This window comes from Sulfitobacter sp. 1A12157, assembly GCF_043557345.1.
GTDB lineage: Bacteria > Pseudomonadota > Alphaproteobacteria > Rhodobacterales > Rhodobacteraceae > Sulfitobacter.
In genome coordinates, this window is sequence record NZ_JBIFFV010000008.1 from 119489 (window position 1) to 136175 (window position 16687).

A 16687-nucleotide genomic window follows, 5' to 3' on the forward strand; every position below is an offset into this window, starting at 1 on the left:
ACGCAAATGAGGTACACCGATGTTTCAGCTTCCCTTCCCGCTTCACGATGCCAACGCCAGCGCCGGGGGCAAAGACCTTGGCGATCTGCCGGAATGGGACCTGAGCGATCTCTACACCAGTGAGGACGCACCCGAATTGAAACGCGATCTCGACTGGCTAGAGGAATCCTGCGCGCGTTTCGCCGCCGACTACGAAGGCAATCTGGCCGCATTGGACGCCGAAGGGCTGCTCGACTGTGTGCTGCGCAATGAAAAGATCAACCAGGTCGCCGGGCGCATCATGTCCTACGCGGGGCTGCGCTATTACCAGCAGACGACGGACTCGGGCCGGGCCAAATTCATGTCCGATTGCCAAGAGAAGATCACCGATTACACCACGCCGCTGGTCTTCTTCACGCTGGAGCTGAACAAGCTGCCGGACGACCACCTTGCCAAGCTTCTGGACGAGAACCCCGACCTCGCCCGCTACAAGCCGGTCTTCGACCGCATCCGCGCCATGAAGCCCTACCAGCTGTCGGACGAGATGGAGAAGTTCCTGCACGACCTCGGCGTCGTCGGCGACGCATGGGAGCGGCTGTTCGACGAGACCATCGCGGGGCTGGAGTTCGAGGTCGACGGCGAGACGCTGAACATCGAAGGCACGCTAAACCTGCTGACCGACCCCGACCGCGCCAAGCGCGAGGCCGGTGCGCGCAAGTTGGCCGATGTGCTGAGCCGCAACATCCGCACCTTCGCCCGCGTCCACAACACGCAAGTCAAAGAGAAAGAGGTCATCGACCGCTGGCGCGGCATGGAGACACCGCAGACCGGGCGCCACCTTAGCAACCACGTCGAGCCCGAGGTCGTGGAGGCGCTGCGCAACGCCGTGGTCGAAGCCTACCCGAAGCTGAGCCACCGATATTATGAGCTTAAGCGCAAGTGGCTGGGCCTCGACGTCATGCAGGTCTGGGACCGCAATGCGCCGCTGCCGATGGAAGACCCCAAGGTAGTGAACTGGAAACAGGCCGAAGACACCGTGATGGAGGCCTACACCGCCTTCGATCCGCGCATGGGCGAACTCGCCAAGCCGTTCTTCACCAAGGGCTGGATCGACGCAGGCGTGAAGCCGGGCAAGGCGCCCGGCGCCTTTGCCCACCCGACCGTGACCGACGTGCATCCCTACGTGATGCTGAACTACCTCGGAAAACCGCGCGACGTGATGACGCTGGCGCATGAGTTGGGCCACGGCGTGCACCAGATGCTGGCCGCCGATCAGGGCGAGATGCTCTCCTCGACCCCGCTCACGCTGGCCGAGACCGCCTCGGTCTTCGGCGAGATGCTCACCTTTCGCAAGATGCTCGATAAGGCGCAGACCCAGACCGAGCGCAAGGTGCTGCTGGCGGGCAAGGTCGAGGACATGATCAACACGGTCGTGCGCCAGATCGCCTTTTACGATTTCGAATGCAAGCTGCACGAAGCGCGCCGCGGCGGGGAGTTGACGCCCGACGACATCAACGCGCTGTGGATGAGCGTTCAGGCCGAGAGCCTCGGGCCGGCCTTCGAGTACATGGAGGGCTACGAGACCTTCTGGGCCTATATCCCGCATTTCGTGCATTCGCCCTTCTACGTCTATGCCTATGCCTTCGGTGACGGTCTGGTGAACGCGCTCTATGCGGTCTACGCCGAGGGCGAAGAGGGCTTCGAGGACAAGTATTTCGAGATGCTGAAAGCCGGCGGATCGAAGCACCACAAGGAGCTTCTCGCCCCCTTCGGACTTGATGCCAGCGATCCAGCGTTCTGGGACAAGGGCCTGTCGATGATCTCGGCCATGATCGACGAATTGGAAGCGATGGAAGACTGATGTTCCGCGCCGAGCGCATGAAAGAAAGGTTCGCACCCTTCTTTGTCTGGATTCGGCGGCGGGTGCCGCCCGGATTTAGATTTGCGCTCGGCCTGCTGCTGATCTGCGGCGGCATCCTTGGGTTTTTACCGATCCTCGGCTTCTGGATGCTGCCGCTTGGCTTCATGGTGGCGGCGATGGATGTGCGGCTCTATCGGCGCTGGCGCTCCCTTCGCCGCAGGCGGCGGGCGCAACGGATCTGAGATCACTTCAACTGGCTGTCTTTCGAGCCCCGCCGATTGATCCCGCCGCGCATCTGCGTCTGCCCGTCTCGATCCCGCACGCAGTCGATGCAGAGTTTGACACCCGGCAGGGCCATGCGCCGCGCCTCCGGGATCGGCTCTTCGCATTCCGCGCAATGGCTGCGGCTCTCGCCCACCGGCACGCGGCGGGCTTTTAGCCGGGCCAATTCATCGGAGATAGAAGCTTCGATCTGCTCGCTCACCGCGCCATCGCGCGTCCAACCACCTGCCATGTTGCGCCCTCCTCATGCGGTTCACGTCATAGATATGGGGCGCAGCGGCAGTATGTCACGGCCTCACGCGGGGATATGGCACCCGTCCCACGGGTCATGAGATGGGGCCGCGCAGATAAAAAAACACCCCCAAGAGGGGGTGCAGTTGCTAGGCATTGGGCTGTGAGTCAAGCAGCACGCAGGGTCGTATCTCCTCCATTCAAACGGTTTAGCAGGGTGGACAGGGTGACGGCGCTTTGAATGAGCCGTCGGCGAAGCTCTTGTCGCTGGCCTGCGGGGCGCAGCGGGACGTTGGTGCGTAGGTAGACCCTTTGCGGCATGGCCGCGGGATGGCAAGTATAGGTCACCTCGACCATCGCCTCGACCCGGCCAAAGTCGCGGGCATGGTGTACATTGTGAAACCGCGCGTCACAGATGGTCAGGGTGACGGGGCTGTCATCGGATGGAAGACAAAAAGTAACGGGATCATAGCTGCACTTGCGGCGGAGAATGTCCCCTGCATTGAGGGACGTGATGGGGCCGGATGTTTCGGGCGCGGTGGAGCGGCTTGGCATGTCTGATCCTCTTCCTAATCGTCTGGTGGCTTATCTTCCCTTTCTATGGGCCCTTGCGTTCCTCTGAGGTGCCGCCTTTCGCCCAACCTGTATACATGTTGTCGGGTCCAAATGTGGCGTAAATGTGGCAAGAACTTGCCGACAATGAGGCATTTGTATAATTCGCCAATCTTTTTTCACATTTTCTATGCGAAAGGGGCGCTACCTGTCCGTTTTCACCTCTAACAGCCAGTTTTACTGAAGCCGGTTTTCAATCGCTTCCGAGAAATGACGGCGGACCAAGGCGATGGCTTCCTCGGCGGGCAATCCGGCCTCGATCAGCAACCATGCCGCGATCAGCCCACTGCGCCCTGCACCATATTGACAGGACAGGGCGACCGTCTCTCCCGCGTCCAGCGCCGCCTCTAAACGCGCCCGGTGGGCGGGCCATTGCGCCAGAAACCCGTCGCAGGGGACATTGAAATCTTCGATCGGTGCAAAAGAGAGCCTTAGGCCAAGAGGCCGTGAAATCTTTGAAATCAAAGGAAAGGCTCCTTCGGGAAGCTCGGCCTCCTCGGTAAGAATGAGCAACTCGCGTGCCCCAGCCGCCCGCAGACCTTCCAAGGTTTCCCGCATCTGCTGAGGATCGAAATAGGCCGCGCCATCCACATGGGTCGCCAATCCCGGAAATCCCGTCATCGCCAGATGCCCGCCGCGGGGCGTGGGGATGACGGCGCGTATCGAGGTCGCATCGGGATCGAAAAAAGGCACATCACGAGACATGAAAACATCCATAAAATTTGAGTAACGGCGGCAGCGCCTGTATACATGTTAAATAGGTGAAAACGAACAGGCGAAGGATGCCGGGCAATGTCTAGCCAAGTCAAATCCAGCGCGGCGATTGCAGAGGCGCTTCGGGCGGACATTTGCCTAGACCGCAACATCGCGGACGGCATGTTGCATGAGGTGGCCCTCGCCCAGCGGTTCGGCGTGTCGCGCACGCCCATCCGGCAAGCGTTGCAACGCTTGGCCTATGAACGCATGATCGCCGTGAAATCCGGCGTGGGGTCTGTCGTCACCCCTTTGGACGCTTCGACGCGCGCGGATGACATCCGCGCGGCTGTGGCGATCATCGAAGCAGCCGGCAAATGTGCAGCCCCCTCCCCCGCGCCACCCGCGCATTTCATGGCCCTTGCCGGGATCCTTGGAATGATGGACCTCGCCCCGCTGGACAATGCCGAAGCGTTCTTTGATATCCGCGCCCGGCTTTTGAACGCCCTATCGGAGATGGTTGAGAACCCGATCCTCAGCGACGCCTTTCGCGCGGCCTATTGGCGGCTGATCAGATGGTCCTTGCGTGATTTCGAAAGCGCGCCGGAGCCTCAGATTGTGCATCTGCGTGCGGTGCTGCAAGCCGCTGCCCGGGCGATGCAGTCGAACACAATCGCCGCTTGCTTTGAAGAGATGGCAAGGCTCGAAGGCCAGCTTGTCGCCCTGCCGAGGCAATGAAAAAATCCCCGCTCCAAAGAAGCGGGGCACACTGCACCATTTGGATCAGCCGTCAGCTAGCCGCCAACATGCCCTTTTCCTTCGCCAAGTCGCGCATCCGCTTCTGCAGCTTCTCGAAGGCGCGCACTTCGATCTGGCGGATCCGCTCGCGGCTGACATCGTATTGCGCCGAGAGGTCTTCGAGCGTGACCGTCTCATCCGACAGACGACGCTGGGTCAGAATGTCTTTCTCGCGGTCGTTCAGCACGTCCAAGGCCTCTGCAAGCATCTCACGCCGGGTTTCAAGCTCGTCACGCTCGGCGTAATCGCCCGCTTGGTCGGCGTCTTCGTCCTCCAACCAATCTTGCCACTGCATCGTGCCTTCGCCTTCGGACCCGACGGTGGCGTTGAGCGAGGCATCCCCGCCCGACATCCGCCGGTTCATGGAGACGACCTCATCCTCGGTCACGCCCAATTGGGTCGCGATTTCCTTCACGTTTTCGGGGCGCAGATCGCCCTCCTCCAACGCGCCGATCTTGTTCTTGGCCTTACGCAGGTTGAAGAACAGCTTTTTCTGTCCCGAGGTTGTGCCGAGCTTGACCAGCGACCACGACCGCAGGATGTATTCCTGAATCGACGCGCGGATCCACCACATCGCATAGGTGGCAAGGCGGAAGCCCTTCTCGGGATCGAAACGTTTCACCGCCTGCATCAGGCCGACGTTCGCCTCCGAGATCACCTCGGACTGGGGCAATCCATAGCCACGGTAGCCCATCGCGATCTTCGCCGCGAGGCGCAGGTGGGAGGTGACCATCTTATGGGCAGCTTCGGTGTCTTGTTCTTCGACCCAGCGTTTGGCCAGCATGTATTCTTCCTCAGGCTCCAGCAACGGGAACTTGCGGATCTCTTGCATATAGCGGTTCAGCCCGCCTTCGGGCGTCGGTGCGGGCAGATTTGCATAATTTGCCATGTCTTGTCCCTTTCCCCAGTTTAATCGGGGCCTATGTTATTGCGCTTAACATGCAATATGGGCGGCCCCCTTCGTGCTTTCAAGACAGAAGCCTTCACGCTTTTGTTCATGACTGCACAGTTTCTGTGAACAAAACGTAACCGATCCTTAGGCGGTTCCGCGCGGTGGCGGGGTCACGCCGATGAGACGGTGGGGCCTTCTCGCAGCATGTTCAACAGGGCCGCCATATCGGGCGGCAGGGGTGCTTCGAAACGCAGGTTTTCACCGGTTACCGGATGTTCGAACCCCAGAACGGCGGCGTGCAGCGCTTGCCGGGGGAAGGCGCGGATTGCTTCGGCGGTGGCCTCAGGCAAGGCCGTCTTTGCCAGCTTGCGCCGCCCGCCATAGGTGGCATCCCCTACGAGACCATGGCCCGCGTGAGACATATGCACGCGGATCTGATGTGTGCGCCCGGTTTCAAGCCAGCATTCCAGCAGCGCCAGTACCGGCGGGGTGCCAAAACGTTCGACCGTGCGGGCGCGGGTCACCGCGTGCCGCCCGCCTTGAAACAGTACTGCCTGCCGCTGGCGGTCGGTCTTGTGCCGCGCCAGTTGGGTGGTCATCCGCAGGATATTCCCCGCCTCGAAAGACGCGCCTTTGACGCCCCGCAGGCGCGGGTCATTGGCATCCGGCACCCCATAGACGAGGGTTTGGTAATAACGCTCTACGGTATGTTTCTCGAACTGCGCCGCCAGCCCGTGATGCGCCGCATCAGACTTCGCGACGACGAGCAGACCAGTGGTATCCTTGTCGATCCGGTGCACGATGCCGGGCCGTTTCATTCCGCCCACGCCGGAGAGATCATCGCCACAATGCGCCAGCAATGCATTAACGAGGGTGCCGGAGGGTGATCCCGGCGCGGGGTGCACCACCATGCCCGCCGGTTTGTCGATCACGATCAGGTCGTCATCCTCAAAGACCACCGAAAGAGGAATGTCCTCGGGCAGGATGTGGCTTTCCGCCGCCTCTTCCACCGTGATCTGCACCGCCTGCCCTTCGGCCACCTTGGCGCGGGGGTCTTGGACCACGACACCGTCCAGCGTGACAGCGCCTTCGGTGATCAAACGGCCCAAACGGGTGCGCGACAGGTTCGCTTCCTCTGGCACATCGCGGGCCAGCGCCTTATCAAGACGGGCGGGCGGGCTATCGTTCAGAATGAAATCAATGCGGCGGTAAGACATGGACACGGACAACCCTGATGAACCGGCGAACCTGCGGTTTCTGCGGCGGATGGTGACGGTCTTGACCGTCGTGATGATTGGCGGAGTTCTAGTGCTGATCTTCGTGCTTGTCACCCGCCTGAGCGATCAGGGCCCGACCATGCCGCGCAGCATCACCCTGCCCGATGGCAGCAGCGCCCAAGCGTTCACGCAAGGCCGCGGCTGGTATGCGGTGGTGACGGATGCGGATGAGATACTGATCTTTGACCAGCTGACCGGCGCATTGCGCCAGACGGTCGCGATCGAGTGATCAGCCGCGGATGGTCTTGGCGAAGGTCGAATAGATCGGCTCGTTCGCGCAGATGATCTCACCATGCTGCAGGATGTTGCGCTCAGGCCGGATCGGCTCGACAAGGCCACCGGCCTCTTTGACGATCAACATGCCCGCGGCCACATCCCAAGGCTTCAGACGACGCTCCCAAAAGCCATCGTAACGGCCCGAGGCGACATAGGCGAGGTCGAGCGATGCCGCACCCCAGCGGCGCACACCGGCGCAGACGGGCAGCAGGCGGCCCAAATCTTTGAGCGTTTCAGGCAGATCGGCACGGCCCCCGAAAGGCAGGCCCGTGGCAAAGATCGACTCGATCATGCGGTGACGGCCAGAAACCCGCAAGCGGCCTTCGTTCATCCAAGCGCCGGTGCCCTTCTCGGCAAAAAACATCTCGTCCTTGGCGGGGTCGAAAACCACACCGGCGACGATCTCGCCCTTATGTTCCAATGCGATGGAGATGGCCCAATGCGGCAGCCCGTGCAGGAAGTTGGTCGTGCCATCCAGCGGGTCGACGATCCAACGGCGGGTCGGGTCTTGCCCCTCTTCCTCACCGCCCTCTTCGGCCAGCCAGCCATAGGTCGGACGCGCGCCCATGAGGTCGTCTTTGATGATCTTCTCGGCGCCAATGTCGGCCTTGGTCACGAAATCGCCCGCACCTTTGACCGAGACCTGAAGGTTCTCGACCTCGCGGAAATCCTTGACCAATGCACGCCCCGCTTTGCGTGCCGCCTTGATCATGATGTTGAGATTCGCACTGCCGATCATTGTTCGCGCCCTTTGATGGATAAGGCGGGACGTATAGGGCGCAAGAACGCAATTGCCAAGGGGGCAGAAACCTGCACCGCTTATTGATTCTCGCGCGCCTCACGGGTTGCATTCAGAGCGCGAGGGAACACCTTGGACCCGTAGCAACCAGCACGAAGGAAACCCCATGTCCGACCAGATGCAGAGAATCGTCCTCGCCTCCCGCCCCGATGGTGCACCGACGCCCGAGAACTTCCGTCTTGAGAGCGCGGATATTCCCCAGCCGGGCGACGGCGAAATTCTGGTCGAAGTGCATTACATGTCGCTCGACCCCTATATGCGGGGCCGGATGGACGACGCGAAAAGCTATGCCGAACCTGTGCCCATCGGCGGGCTGATGGAAGGTGGTAGCGTGGGCAAGGTGATCGCCTCGAATGACCCAAGCTTCGCCGAAGGCGATTTTGCCTTTGGCGCCTTCGGTTGGGCCACCCATGGTGTCGCCCCGGCAAAGCATTGTCAGAAGGTCGATGCCGAAGGCGTGCCGATCACCGCCTCGCTCGGCGTGCTGGGCATGCCCGGCCTGACCGGCTGGTACGGTCTGAACGACATCGGCCAGCCGAAAGAAGGCGAGACCCTCGTCGTGGCCGCGGCCACTGGGCCCGTCGGCTCGATCGTCGGTCAATTGGCCAAGGCCAGGGGGCTGCGCACCGTGGGCATCGCAGGCGGGGCCGAGAAATGCGAAATCGCCACCCGCGATTTCGGCTTTGATGTCTGCCTTGATCACCGCGCCTATGACGATGCCAAATCCCTGCGTGCCGCCCTGAAAGAGGCCGCGCCGGATGGCGTTGATATCTATTATGAAAACGTGGGCGGCAAGGTGCTGGAGGCGGTGCTGCCGCTGATGAACCCCCATGGGCGGATCCCGCTTTGCGGCATGATCGCATGGTACAACGCAGGCGGGCTGGGTGCCGATGCCGAGGGCGCTGGCCTCACCGCGCCGCGGCTGTGGCGGACGATTTTGGTGAACTTCCTTACCGTGCGCGGCTTTATCATCTCGAACCACTGGGACCAGATGCCGAAGTTCCAGCGCGAAGTGGCCCCGATGGTCGCCGATGGGCGCGTGAAGGTGAAGGAAGACATCACCGAAGGGCTGGAGAATGCGCCGCAGGCCTTCATCGACATGCTGAATGGCGGGAACACCGGCAAGGCCATCGTTAAGGTGAAGTAAGCTTTGCAACGCGGCGTTCCGCCTTGTGGGATGGCGCGTTCACCCATCCGGCCCGGGTCAAGTCGCAGGCGGCGGGCCATCGCCTAGGCCCGCTGCAACTTCCGTGCCTCCTGCCCGGCCAGCTTTAACAACTCATCCATGAACGGCTTGCCCAAATCATCCCGCCGCACTGCCGCATAGAGCCGCCGTGTGATCCCCTCGGCCGTCAGGGGCCGGGTGACGTAATCGGAGGAATATTTCACCTCCCGCACCACCCAATCCGGCAGGACCGAGACCCCGCGGTTGGACGCCACCAACAACAGGATTACCGCCGTCAACTCCACCTGCCGGATCGCCGCAGGCTCGACCTTGGCGGGGATCAACAACTGGCTGAACACGTCCAGCCGGGTCCGCTCCACCGGGTATGTAATCAGCGTCTCCCCCCGAAAATCAGCCGCCTCGACAAAGGGTTTCTCGGCCAAAGGGTGATTCTGCGAGGCGACAAAAACCGGATTGTAATCAAAGAGTTCGACAAATTCGACGCCGGGTAGCTCTTCGGGGTCCGAGGAGACTACCAGATCGACCTCTTCGCGAAGCAGCGCAGGCAGCGCGTCAAACGCGAGACCGGGGCGGATATCGACATCCACATCCGGCCAATGGCGGCGGAACTGCTCCAACACCGGGAAAAGCCACTCGAAACAGGCATGACATTCGATTGCGATATGCATCCGCCCCGTGCTGCCCGCGCGCAGGCCCGAGAATTCGTCCTGCAAGGCTTCGACCTGCGGCAAAACCTGCTGCGCGAGCTTCAACAGCCGCTGCCCGGCAGGCGACAGCTTCAACGGTTTCGAGCGCCGGACGAAGAGTTCGACCCCCGCCTGATCCTCCAACCCCTTCACCTGATGACTTAACGCCGATTGCGTGATATTCATCTGATCCGCCGCGCGGGCCAAACCGCCCGCCTCGTGGATGGCCTTGATGGTGCGCAGGTGACGGAACTCGATGTGCATTTGAGGCATTACTCATGTTCAAGATGAATGTTATGAGTTTGTCTCACAAGCCTGGATGTGAGACAAGACGTGAAACCGCCAAAAGGATCTCTCAATGACCACGCCTGCCGTTTCCTTCGAAGTCTTCCCGCCCCGCACCGTCGGCGCGGCGTTCAAACTGTGGGATGCGGCGCAGGCATTGGCCCCGCTGGCCCCGCGTTTCTTTTCGGTCACCTATGGCGCGGGGGGCACCACGCGCGATCTGACCCATGATTCGGCCCATGTGCTGCACCGCACCTCGGGCTTGCCGGTCGCAGGCCATCTGACCTGCGTCGGCGCCAGCCGCGTGGAAACCATGGAAGTCGCCGATAAATTCGCCGAAGCGGGCATCAAAGATATCGTCGCCCTGCGCGGCGACCCACAGGCGGGCACCGACAAGTTCGTACCGCACCCCGAAGGCTTCGCCGACAGCTGTGAGTTGATCGAGGCGCTTGCCAAGACCGGCAAATTCACCATCCGCGTCGGCGCCTACCCGGACCCGCACCCCGAAGCGGCGGACCAGCAGGCGAACATTGACTGGCTCAAACGCAAGTTCGACGCGGGCGCGGATGAGGCGTTGACCCAGTTCTTTTTCGAGGCGGAGACCTTCCTGCGCTTCCGCGATGCCTGCGTGAAGGCGGGCATCGACAAGCCGATCACGCCGGGCATCCTACCGGTGGTGAACTGGACCTCCGCCCGTAAATTCGCCGTGAAATGCGGCACGCCGGTGCCGGAATGGGTCGACCAAGCCTATGAAGCGGCGATCCGCGATGACCGTCACGATCTGCTGGCCCAGGCGATGTGCACCGAACTCTGCAGCGAGTTGATCGACGAAGGCGTGGATGCGCTGCATTTCTATACGCTGAACCGCGCCGAACTCACCCGCGATGTCTGCCGTGCCATCGGCGTGACCCCGCAGGTCGACCTTTCGGACGTCGCGTAAGCGCTCACCCTCCGGCAGGGGGGCTTGCCCCTGCCCCGCGCGGGCGTATCCTCCGGCGAAACTTACTTGCCGGAGAAGACCATGCCCCGCATCGCCCAAAGCCCTGCCGACCTTTTGTCCCAATCCGACGCGCTCAAGCTTTCGGGGCTGGAGTTCATGCAGGCCATTCTCGATGGCACCAACCCCGGCCCGCCCATCGGCCAAACCATGGGCTATGCGCTGCATTCGGTCGAAGAGGGCCGCATCGTCTTTCGCGGCGCGCCAAGCTTTGCCATGACGAACCCGATGGGCACGGTGCACGGCGGTTGGTACGGCACGCTGCTCGATTCAGCTATGGCCTGCGCGGTGATGACGAAGGTGCCGCGCGGCTCGGTCTATACCACTCTGGAATACAAGATTAATATCCTGCGTGGCCTGCCCTTGGGGATGGAGATCGACTGTATCGGGGTGACCGATCATGTGGGCCGTTCGACCGGTGTCGCACATGGGGAGATTCGCGGCGTCGAAGATGGCAAACTCTACGCCACAGGCTCCACCACCTGCATCGTGATGAAGCTGGCTTGAGCCCATCCAAGAAAAACCCCGGCGCGGAAGTCTGCACGCCGGGGACCAAAAGCTCGGCTTAGGCGTCCTGCGCCTGAGTTAGTCCCAAAAGCCTTCGTCAACGCCGGGCAGCGCTTCGAGTTCTTCTTCGCTCAGACGGGTGACATAGGCGAAGGTCTGGTCATCGACGGCCACGAGGTTCACATCGGGTGTCGAGATCATGACGTGTTTGTCACCGATATCGAGGAAGCCGCCGACTTCGGCCACGATACCGACCATCTGGCCGTTCTTGGACAGCACGATGTCTTCGATCTCACCGATCTCGTTCCAGTTGACGCCGATTTCGTTATAGCCCGTGTTGGGGCTCCATTCGTCGCCAGCTTCGCTGAGGGTGTAGATTTCACCGCCGGTGATATCGCGCGAACGGATCAGATCGCCGCGCAGTTCGGTCATCTGCAAGCTGTTAACGTTGGACGTGTCGGCATGGGTTTCAGCGAAAGCGGCAGTGCCTGCAAGTGTCAGAGCAAGGGTGCTGGCTGCGAGCGTTTTCATGTCTCTCTCCTTTTTCGTTGCGTCCTATGGTGGCAACGAAAACTCGGAGGGAGCGTTTCAAAAAACGTAGAATTCGCCATAGCTTAGGCGACGCAGCACATGGGTCCATCAAGCGTTCAGCCCGATAGACCGGAAGTACTGAAGGGGGGGGTGGTACCACCTCCTGGTCTCGAACCAGGGACCTCTTGATCCACAATCAAGCGCTCTAACCAACTGAGCTAAGGCGGCACTGGGGCGGATTTAGCGCCCGTGGCGGAGGAATGCAAGACCTCTGCGACAGAAGAATTGCCGGTTTCCGTCAGATTTTTCGCCCGGCCCGCATCCTCGGTGTTTATGTGGGAAACGTTGCCGGATGACGCGGCAACGTCGCCCCCGGCCTTCAAGCTGCGCTTTAGGCCATCAACCCGGACCGTCAGTTTGGGCACCCACACTCTGTCAAAAGCGCGAGGAGGCAAACGATCCAAGGCCAACGCGCGCCCTGCCCGCCGAGGCAACCCTCCAAGATAGCTTGCCTTTCCGCCCCTGCCGCGCTAGCGATAAGCCCCACCAAACCGGAGGCTCCCATGGGCATCGACACCGAACGCGACATCGAAGCAAACCTGCAAATCGGCCCGACAGACAAGGGCATGGTCCGCCTTTTCGTCGAGGGCGGCGGCGTTGAAATTCCGATGGATTTCACCCCGGAAGAAGCCCGCGAGATCGCGGAAGAGATCATGGCCGCCGCAAACCGTGCGGGCAAGAAAGGGCGCTAAGCCGCCTAAACGCGGGGTCGCTCTGGCTCAGAAGTATGGGCGAACAACCTAAGCCCCTCTTTCAAGACCAGTTCGGCGCCATGTCGGGATCGCGTAGGCGATGCAGGCGCCGGGCGGCATGGGTCGCGAATTTCTGCACCATTGCCTTGCGCCGTGCAGGCGCAAGCTTGGTCTCATCGCACATGCGCACAATCTCGGCACCATAGGCGTCACCGATGATCAGGCCGCTTTCCTCTGGCAGCAGTTCCACCGGAAAATCATTGTCGACAGCCCAAAAGAACCGGTCGGCCCATTCCAAATAGCCCTCCCATTTCGCGTCGCCCTTGAAATCGGCGCGACAGGATTTGCATTCGACGATCCAAATCTCCCCCTTGGGGCCAAGCGCCATCACGTCGACCCGCAAACCGCGCGTCGGCACAAGTTCCTCGACCGAGGCAAAACCAAGATCGGCCAGATGCCGCATCACCCCCCGTGCCAATAATTGGCCCGGTTGGAGCGGTCGTATCTCATTCTCCATCATGGCGACAAATATGAACATTTGATGAACATCCACAAGAGGCAGCACCGGAAAGTTTGGTAATTCCCCCGCGACCCCCTATCTTCACCCCAACAAAGCGAGGGAGGCCCATGGCACAACGCGAACCGATGAGTGAGACGCAGGCGCGCGGGGTGCGTTACGCCCGTGAATTGGAGGGCCACCTGACATGGCTCGATACATTCTCCGGCACGGCGCTTGGCGTTTTGGCCGTGGCCTCGGGTATTTACACCTACCTCGGCGTCTCGTCGCTGCTGGATGACAATGGCGCCATGTCGGCCTTTGCGGCGATCGCCTATTCGGTGGCGGTCTCGGTGGGCATCTTTGTCTTTTGGTCCTATCTGCTGCGGCTTTTCCCCGCCGTACGCACAGCGCGCGCGCGGATGGGGCTTTTGGGGGCAATGGGGCTCGGCTCCATCGCGATCATCGCGATGTCGAGCTGGCTGAACGCCGCCGCGCTTGCCGGATCGGCAGCGGTAGAGCAGCATCTGGCCGAGACGGTGCAAGACTACCAAGGCGCGTTGGAGCGCACCCATGAGATTGCCTTGTCCGCTCAAGGGCTTGAGCGGGACGTGGCGCGGGTCAGACAGAGCTTCGAAGACCTGAGCGAGCAAGAGGCGGCAGGCAGCCTGTCGGGCCTTGCCGGGCGCGGCGCGGTGTTCCGGGTGCTGCGGCAGAAATCGGCGGAACTGGGCGCGCTGGAGGCGCAGATCGCCACCCAGACCCCGCTGGTGAATGACGCTTTCGCCGAAGGGAACCAGATCCTCAGCCGGATGCGCGCGCTGACGGTCGAGCCGGGCCCGGTTGAGGCGCGGTCAGTCGAGTTTTCCGAACAGGCCGTGCGGCTTGCCGGGCTGATCACCCGGCTGCGGCAGCTTTCCGTGGCCCCGCTGGTGGAGCGTGCGGCGCAGGATTTGGCAGCCTCCGTCGTGCTGCCCGAACTCGACGGCAGCAACGAAGCGCAACGCGGCGCGCAAGGCGCGACGATCACCTCGGTTCTGGAGGTGCTGGCCCAGCGTGCAGCGACATTGGAGCGCGCGGCGCAGGATGTGCAGGCCATGCCCCCCGCTACCGACACGACCTATACGCCGATTTCCAGCGCCGATGCGGTGATCCTCTATGCGCGCAATTTCGTGCCATCTTGGGCCGGGGCCATCGCGATTGACCTGCTGCCCGCCGTGCTGGTGCTGATCCTTTCCATCACCCAAGGGGCGATCCGCTCGGGCCGGGAGGGGGCCGCGGTCGAAGACACGCTGACCCTCGCGGAACTGCGCGCCGCGCTGGCCGCCGTGCGCGATGTCGATGCGGCGATGCAGGAAAGCCCCGCCCACAAACGCCCCGCCGCCGAAGCGCCGCCCGCCGCGGATGCGCCCGATGAACCGGCCCCCGGCCCCGTCACATCGATCAAAAGCACATGAGCGAGGAGACCCCGCCGGAGGCCGAAACCCCTCACCGCCCGCCGATTGTGGGGCGGGTCCTGATTGGCGTGTTGATCTTCCAGCTTGGCCTCGCGGTGTTGTTGTTCTGGGGGGACTTGGGCGCGGGGCTGCGCCTGCCGGGCTTTGGCCCGCGCGCCCCGGAATTGACCGAGCCGGTCCGCCCCGGCGACCAGACCCGCCGCTTCCGCCCCGAACGCGCGCCAACCCCCGGCCAGCCGATGCCCGAGACCGCCCTGCCCGACCGGCTGGTGCTCACCCCCGTCTCGGGCGGGCGGGCGGCGCTGTTGGAAGGGGCTATTGAGGTGGGCGATGCGGAGCGGATCGTCAAACAGTTGAGCGAACTGTCCCCCGCGCCCGAGGAGGTCTACCTCAACTCCCCCGGCGGATCGGTCCGCGATGCTTTGGAACTGGGCCGCGCCCTGCGGCGCACAGGGCTGAACACCGCGCTGCGGGAGGGTGACATCTGCTATTCCGCCTGCCCCTATCTGCTGGCCGCCGGCGCGGCACGGGCGGTGCCCGAGAGCGCCTCGGTCGGGGTGCATCAGCATTACTTTGGCGAAAGTACGATCCTGCCCGCCTTTGTCGCCGTGGAAGACATCCAGCGCGGTCAGGGTGAGGTGATGCGATACCTTGATGAGATGGGCATCGACCCCTTGGTGATGCAGCATGCGCTGGTCACCCCGCCCGATGAAATCTATGTGCTGCTGCCCGAGGAATTGCGCCGCTATGGCTTTATCCCCGCCGAAGATTGAGCGGCGCAGAGAAGTTTTGCAAATCCACTCCCGTCCCCTTGCCGGAGCCCCATTTGCCCCCTACATCGGGGGTCGACGGGTTCTGCCCTGTTCGTGAACGTTACATTCCAGTGGCCTTAAGCAAATCCGAGGGAGCTGGCTCTGTCCGAGCCCTGGTTCGGTTACCTGGCGCCCACCTGTACATACAGGTCCTCGGGAATATAAAACAGCAGCGGCAGGCGCGGTTCCCGTCACTTTCCCCAGACATTGATATGGTAGATCGCCCCCTCGGGGCCACTTTCCCGCGCGTTTAAAACGCTTCGGGACGCGCCTCGCGCGCCATATGGTCGAGGACAGCGTTGACAAAGCTCGGCTCGCGCCCCTCGGGGAAGAAGGCATGGGCCACGTCGACATACTCCTTGATCACCACGCGCGGCGGCGTGTCGTCATGGCGGAACTCGGCCCCGGCGGCGCGGAACAGCGCGCGCAGGGTCGGGTCGATCCGGGCAATGGCCCATTTGGCGACGATGGCGCGGTTGGCCATCTGGTCGATCGGCGCTTGATAGTTCACCGCATCTTCGAGCACGCGAGAGAAGTGGTCGACATCCCCCTCCTGCATCTCATCGCCCTCATAGACGGCACCGAAACGGTGGTCGATGAATTCGTGACGCACGACATCGACCGTCTGCGCGGAATGCTCCATCTGGAACAGCGCCTGCACGGCATAGAGCCGCGAGGCCGACTTCATCTTACGTTTCTGGTTGCCCGAAAGCCCGTTGCTGGTCATGCGATGTTTGATCCATCCGTGTCGCCGGCCATCAAAGTGTCCTGCCCGAATGGCTTGAACCCGATGCCCTTGCTCTGGCGGCCCCATTTACGAGCGAGCGCGATAAGATGCAAGGCCGCAGCGGCTGCGCCGCCGCCTTTGTTTTGCCCCTGAGGGTCGGCGCGCACCTCGGCCTGCTGTTTATTCTCGACCGTCAGGATGCCATTGCCGATGCAAAGCCCTTGCAGCCCAAGCAGTTGCAGGGCGCGGCTGCTGTCATTGCAGACGGTCTCGTAATGCGTGGTCTCGCCACGGATCACGCAGCCAAGCGCGACATAGCCGTCAAAATTGCTGCCCCGGTCGGAAATGCCGATGGCGGTGGGAATCTCCAAGGCGCCGGGCATCTCGATCACCTCGTAACTGGCGCCCGCAGCCTCCAACTCGGCCTTGGCACCGGTCAAAAGACCATTCGCGATGTCCGAATAATAGGGCGAGACGACGATCAGCAGATTCACCGGTTCGTCAAAGCTGGGGCGCGGCAGGATGGTATGCTCTTCGGCGGATGCCATAGC

The 16687-nt window shown here is 62.2% G+C and carries 21 protein-coding genes, 1 tRNA gene and 1 other RNA gene; 11 read left to right on the top strand and 12 right to left on the bottom strand.

All coding sequences use genetic code 11. The features are described 5' to 3' along the window. Positions 1-19 precede the first annotated feature (19 nt). Together ACGYLC_RS14160 and ACGYLC_RS14165 are read left to right on the top strand one after the other, a co-directional pair. Entirely contained in the window at positions 20-1840 is a 1821-nt protein-coding gene (locus ACGYLC_RS14160; protein ID WP_394423428.1) for a M3 family oligoendopeptidase, read from the top strand. Next, positions 1840-2082: a hypothetical protein gene (locus ACGYLC_RS14165; RefSeq protein ID WP_394423429.1), complete on the top strand. Its 243-nt coding sequence runs from the start codon at positions 1840-1842 to the stop codon at positions 2080-2082. The genes ACGYLC_RS14160 and ACGYLC_RS14165 overlap by 1 nt, the downstream gene beginning before the upstream one ends. Before the next feature lie 2 nt (positions 2083-2084). Here ACGYLC_RS14165 and ACGYLC_RS14170 read toward each other — a convergent pair whose 3' ends face one another. From ACGYLC_RS14170 to ACGYLC_RS14180, 3 genes are all read right to left on the bottom strand, one after another. Beyond that, on the bottom strand, positions 2085-2354 hold the full coding sequence (locus ACGYLC_RS14170; RefSeq protein ID WP_394423430.1) for a DksA/TraR family C4-type zinc finger protein: 270 nt from the start codon (positions 2352-2354) through the stop codon (positions 2085-2087). A gap of 167 nt (positions 2355-2521) precedes the next feature. Further along, positions 2522-2908 (bottom strand): hypothetical protein, encoded by a 387-nt coding sequence (locus ACGYLC_RS14175; protein ID WP_394423431.1) that lies wholly within the window; start codon positions 2906-2908, stop codon positions 2522-2524. A gap of 234 nt (positions 2909-3142) precedes the next feature. After that, positions 3143-3670 carry a hypothetical protein gene (locus ACGYLC_RS14180; protein ID WP_394423432.1) on the bottom strand — a complete coding sequence of 176 codons (528 nt, stop codon included), beginning with the start codon at positions 3668-3670 and terminating at the stop codon, positions 3143-3145. An 87-nt stretch (positions 3671-3757) separates the two neighbouring features. On the opposite strand from ACGYLC_RS14180, the gene ACGYLC_RS14185 reads away from it, so the two are divergent. Next, positions 3758-4396 (top strand): GntR family transcriptional regulator, encoded by a 639-nt coding sequence (locus ACGYLC_RS14185; RefSeq protein WP_394423433.1) that lies wholly within the window; start codon positions 3758-3760, stop codon positions 4394-4396. Positions 4397-4448: 52 nt separating this feature from the next. Here ACGYLC_RS14185 and rpoH read toward each other — a convergent pair whose 3' ends face one another. Further along, positions 4449-5345 (bottom strand): RNA polymerase sigma factor RpoH, encoded by an 897-nt coding sequence (gene rpoH / locus ACGYLC_RS14190; protein ID WP_209219310.1) that lies wholly within the window; start codon positions 5343-5345, stop codon positions 4449-4451. Between the two features lie 173 nt (positions 5346-5518). Beyond that, positions 5519-6565, bottom strand: a complete 1047-nt coding sequence (locus ACGYLC_RS14195; protein WP_394423521.1) for an RluA family pseudouridine synthase — start codon at positions 6563-6565, stop codon at positions 5519-5521. Here ACGYLC_RS14195 and ACGYLC_RS14200 point away from each other — a divergent pair. Then, the gene (locus tag ACGYLC_RS14200) at positions 6564-6854 is read left to right on the top strand and encodes a DUF6476 family protein (RefSeq protein ID WP_271689598.1); all 291 of its coding nucleotides are present in this window, start codon (positions 6564-6566) and stop codon (positions 6852-6854) included. The two genes, ACGYLC_RS14195 and ACGYLC_RS14200, sit on opposite strands and share 2 nt — an antisense overlap. Here ACGYLC_RS14200 and ACGYLC_RS14205 read toward each other — a convergent pair whose 3' ends face one another. Next, complete coding sequence (locus ACGYLC_RS14205; protein WP_067264836.1) at positions 6855-7640, bottom strand: inositol monophosphatase family protein; 786 nt, start codon at positions 7638-7640, stop codon at positions 6855-6857. 166 nt (positions 7641-7806) lie between these two features. Between ACGYLC_RS14205 and ACGYLC_RS14210 the strand changes: the two genes are divergently transcribed. Further along, positions 7807-8847: an NADP-dependent oxidoreductase gene (locus ACGYLC_RS14210; RefSeq protein WP_394423434.1), complete on the top strand. Its 1041-nt coding sequence runs from the start codon at positions 7807-7809 to the stop codon at positions 8845-8847. A gap of 83 nt (positions 8848-8930) precedes the next feature. Here the strand turns inward: ACGYLC_RS14210 and ACGYLC_RS14215 are convergent, their stop codons facing one another. Continuing rightward, complete coding sequence (locus tag ACGYLC_RS14215) at positions 8931-9836, bottom strand: LysR family transcriptional regulator (RefSeq protein WP_322329407.1); 906 nt, start codon at positions 9834-9836, stop codon at positions 8931-8933. A 94-nt stretch (positions 9837-9930) separates the two neighbouring features. On the opposite strand from ACGYLC_RS14215, the gene ACGYLC_RS14220 reads away from it, so the two are divergent. Then, entirely contained in the window at positions 9931-10797 is an 867-nt protein-coding gene (locus ACGYLC_RS14220) for a methylenetetrahydrofolate reductase (RefSeq protein ID WP_394402209.1), read from the top strand. An 81-nt stretch (positions 10798-10878) separates the two neighbouring features. Next, the gene (locus ACGYLC_RS14225; protein WP_394402211.1) at positions 10879-11361 is read left to right on the top strand and encodes a PaaI family thioesterase; all 483 of its coding nucleotides are present in this window, start codon (positions 10879-10881) and stop codon (positions 11359-11361) included. A 78-nt stretch (positions 11362-11439) separates the two neighbouring features. Here the strand turns inward: ACGYLC_RS14225 and ACGYLC_RS14230 are convergent, their stop codons facing one another. Beyond that, the gene (locus ACGYLC_RS14230; protein ID WP_394423435.1) at positions 11440-11892 is read right to left on the bottom strand and encodes a PRC-barrel domain-containing protein; all 453 of its coding nucleotides are present in this window, start codon (positions 11890-11892) and stop codon (positions 11440-11442) included. Positions 11893-12043: 151 nt separating this feature from the next. Further along, positions 12044-12120, bottom strand: a tRNA-His gene (locus ACGYLC_RS14235). Positions 12121-12455: 335 nt separating this feature from the next. Here ACGYLC_RS14235 and ACGYLC_RS14240 point away from each other — a divergent pair. Then, positions 12456-12644, top strand: a complete 189-nt coding sequence (locus ACGYLC_RS14240) for a DUF6324 family protein (protein ID WP_209219317.1) — start codon at positions 12456-12458, stop codon at positions 12642-12644. Between the two features lie 61 nt (positions 12645-12705). Here the strand turns inward: ACGYLC_RS14240 and ACGYLC_RS14245 are convergent, their stop codons facing one another. Beyond that, positions 12706-13182, bottom strand: a complete 477-nt coding sequence (locus ACGYLC_RS14245; protein ID WP_394402219.1) for an MmcB family DNA repair protein — start codon at positions 13180-13182, stop codon at positions 12706-12708. Positions 13183-13271: 89 nt separating this feature from the next. Between ACGYLC_RS14245 and ACGYLC_RS14250 the strand changes: the two genes are divergently transcribed. From ACGYLC_RS14250 to ssrS, 3 genes are all read left to right on the top strand, one after another. Beyond that, positions 13272-14597, top strand: a complete 1326-nt coding sequence (locus ACGYLC_RS14250; RefSeq protein ID WP_394423436.1) for a hypothetical protein — start codon at positions 13272-13274, stop codon at positions 14595-14597. Continuing rightward, a complete protein-coding gene (locus ACGYLC_RS14255; RefSeq protein WP_394423437.1) occupies positions 14594-15370 on the top strand; it encodes a hypothetical protein in 777 nt (258 codons plus the stop codon). The genes ACGYLC_RS14250 and ACGYLC_RS14255 overlap by 4 nt, the downstream gene beginning before the upstream one ends. Before the next feature lie 76 nt (positions 15371-15446). Beyond that, positions 15447-15601, top strand: a non-coding RNA gene (gene ssrS, locus ACGYLC_RS14260) — 6S RNA. 58 nt (positions 15602-15659) lie between these two features. On the opposite strand, the gene nusB is transcribed toward ssrS, so the two are convergent. Next, entirely contained in the window at positions 15660-16136 is a 477-nt protein-coding gene (nusB, locus tag ACGYLC_RS14265; RefSeq protein ID WP_394402228.1) for a transcription antitermination factor NusB, read from the bottom strand. Then, positions 16133-16684 (bottom strand): 6,7-dimethyl-8-ribityllumazine synthase, encoded by a 552-nt coding sequence (locus ACGYLC_RS14270; RefSeq protein WP_394423438.1) that lies wholly within the window; start codon positions 16682-16684, stop codon positions 16133-16135. The genes nusB and ACGYLC_RS14270 overlap by 4 nt, the downstream gene beginning before the upstream one ends. Positions 16685-16687: the final 3 nt, after the last annotated feature.

Bases quoted from the DNA above. Each gene is read 5' to 3' on its own strand.
- ACGYLC_RS14160 (WP_394423428.1), top strand. From the start codon at position 20: ATGTTTCAGCTTCCCTTCCCGCTTCACGATGCCAACGCCAGCGCCGGG.
- ACGYLC_RS14165 (WP_394423429.1), top strand. From the start codon at position 1,840: ATGTTCCGCGCCGAGCGCATGAAAGAAAGGTTCGCACCCTTCTTTGTC.
- ACGYLC_RS14170 (WP_394423430.1), bottom strand. From the start codon at position 2,354: ATGGCAGGTGGTTGGACGCGCGATGGCGCGGTGAGCGAGCAGATCGAA.
- ACGYLC_RS14175 (WP_394423431.1), bottom strand. From the start codon at position 2,908: ATGCCAAGCCGCTCCACCGCGCCCGAAACATCCGGCCCCATCACGTCC.
- ACGYLC_RS14180 (WP_394423432.1), bottom strand. From the start codon at position 3,670: ATGTCTCGTGATGTGCCTTTTTTCGATCCCGATGCGACCTCGATACGC.
- ACGYLC_RS14185 (WP_394423433.1), top strand. From the start codon at position 3,758: ATGTCTAGCCAAGTCAAATCCAGCGCGGCGATTGCAGAGGCGCTTCGG.
- rpoH (WP_209219310.1), bottom strand. From the start codon at position 5,345: ATGGCAAATTATGCAAATCTGCCCGCACCGACGCCCGAAGGCGGGCTG.
- ACGYLC_RS14200 (WP_271689598.1), top strand. From the start codon at position 6,564: ATGGACACGGACAACCCTGATGAACCGGCGAACCTGCGGTTTCTGCGG.
- ACGYLC_RS14195 (WP_394423521.1), bottom strand. From the start codon at position 6,565: ATGTCTTACCGCCGCATTGATTTCATTCTGAACGATAGCCCGCCCGCC.
- ACGYLC_RS14205 (WP_067264836.1), bottom strand. From the start codon at position 7,640: ATGATCGGCAGTGCGAATCTCAACATCATGATCAAGGCGGCACGCAAA.
- ACGYLC_RS14210 (WP_394423434.1), top strand. From the start codon at position 7,807: ATGTCCGACCAGATGCAGAGAATCGTCCTCGCCTCCCGCCCCGATGGT.
- ACGYLC_RS14215 (WP_322329407.1), bottom strand. From the start codon at position 9,836: ATGCACATCGAGTTCCGTCACCTGCGCACCATCAAGGCCATCCACGAG.
- ACGYLC_RS14220 (WP_394402209.1), top strand. From the start codon at position 9,931: ATGACCACGCCTGCCGTTTCCTTCGAAGTCTTCCCGCCCCGCACCGTC.
- ACGYLC_RS14225 (WP_394402211.1), top strand. From the start codon at position 10,879: ATGCCCCGCATCGCCCAAAGCCCTGCCGACCTTTTGTCCCAATCCGAC.
- ACGYLC_RS14230 (WP_394423435.1), bottom strand. From the start codon at position 11,892: ATGAAAACGCTCGCAGCCAGCACCCTTGCTCTGACACTTGCAGGCACT.
- ACGYLC_RS14240 (WP_209219317.1), top strand. From the start codon at position 12,456: ATGGGCATCGACACCGAACGCGACATCGAAGCAAACCTGCAAATCGGC.
- ACGYLC_RS14245 (WP_394402219.1), bottom strand. From the start codon at position 13,182: ATGTTCATATTTGTCGCCATGATGGAGAATGAGATACGACCGCTCCAA.
- ACGYLC_RS14250 (WP_394423436.1), top strand. From the start codon at position 13,272: ATGGCACAACGCGAACCGATGAGTGAGACGCAGGCGCGCGGGGTGCGT.
- ACGYLC_RS14255 (WP_394423437.1), top strand. From the start codon at position 14,594: ATGAGCGAGGAGACCCCGCCGGAGGCCGAAACCCCTCACCGCCCGCCG.
- nusB (WP_394402228.1), bottom strand. From the start codon at position 16,136: ATGACCAGCAACGGGCTTTCGGGCAACCAGAAACGTAAGATGAAGTCG.
- ACGYLC_RS14270 (WP_394423438.1), bottom strand. From the start codon at position 16,684: ATGGCATCCGCCGAAGAGCATACCATCCTGCCGCGCCCCAGCTTTGAC.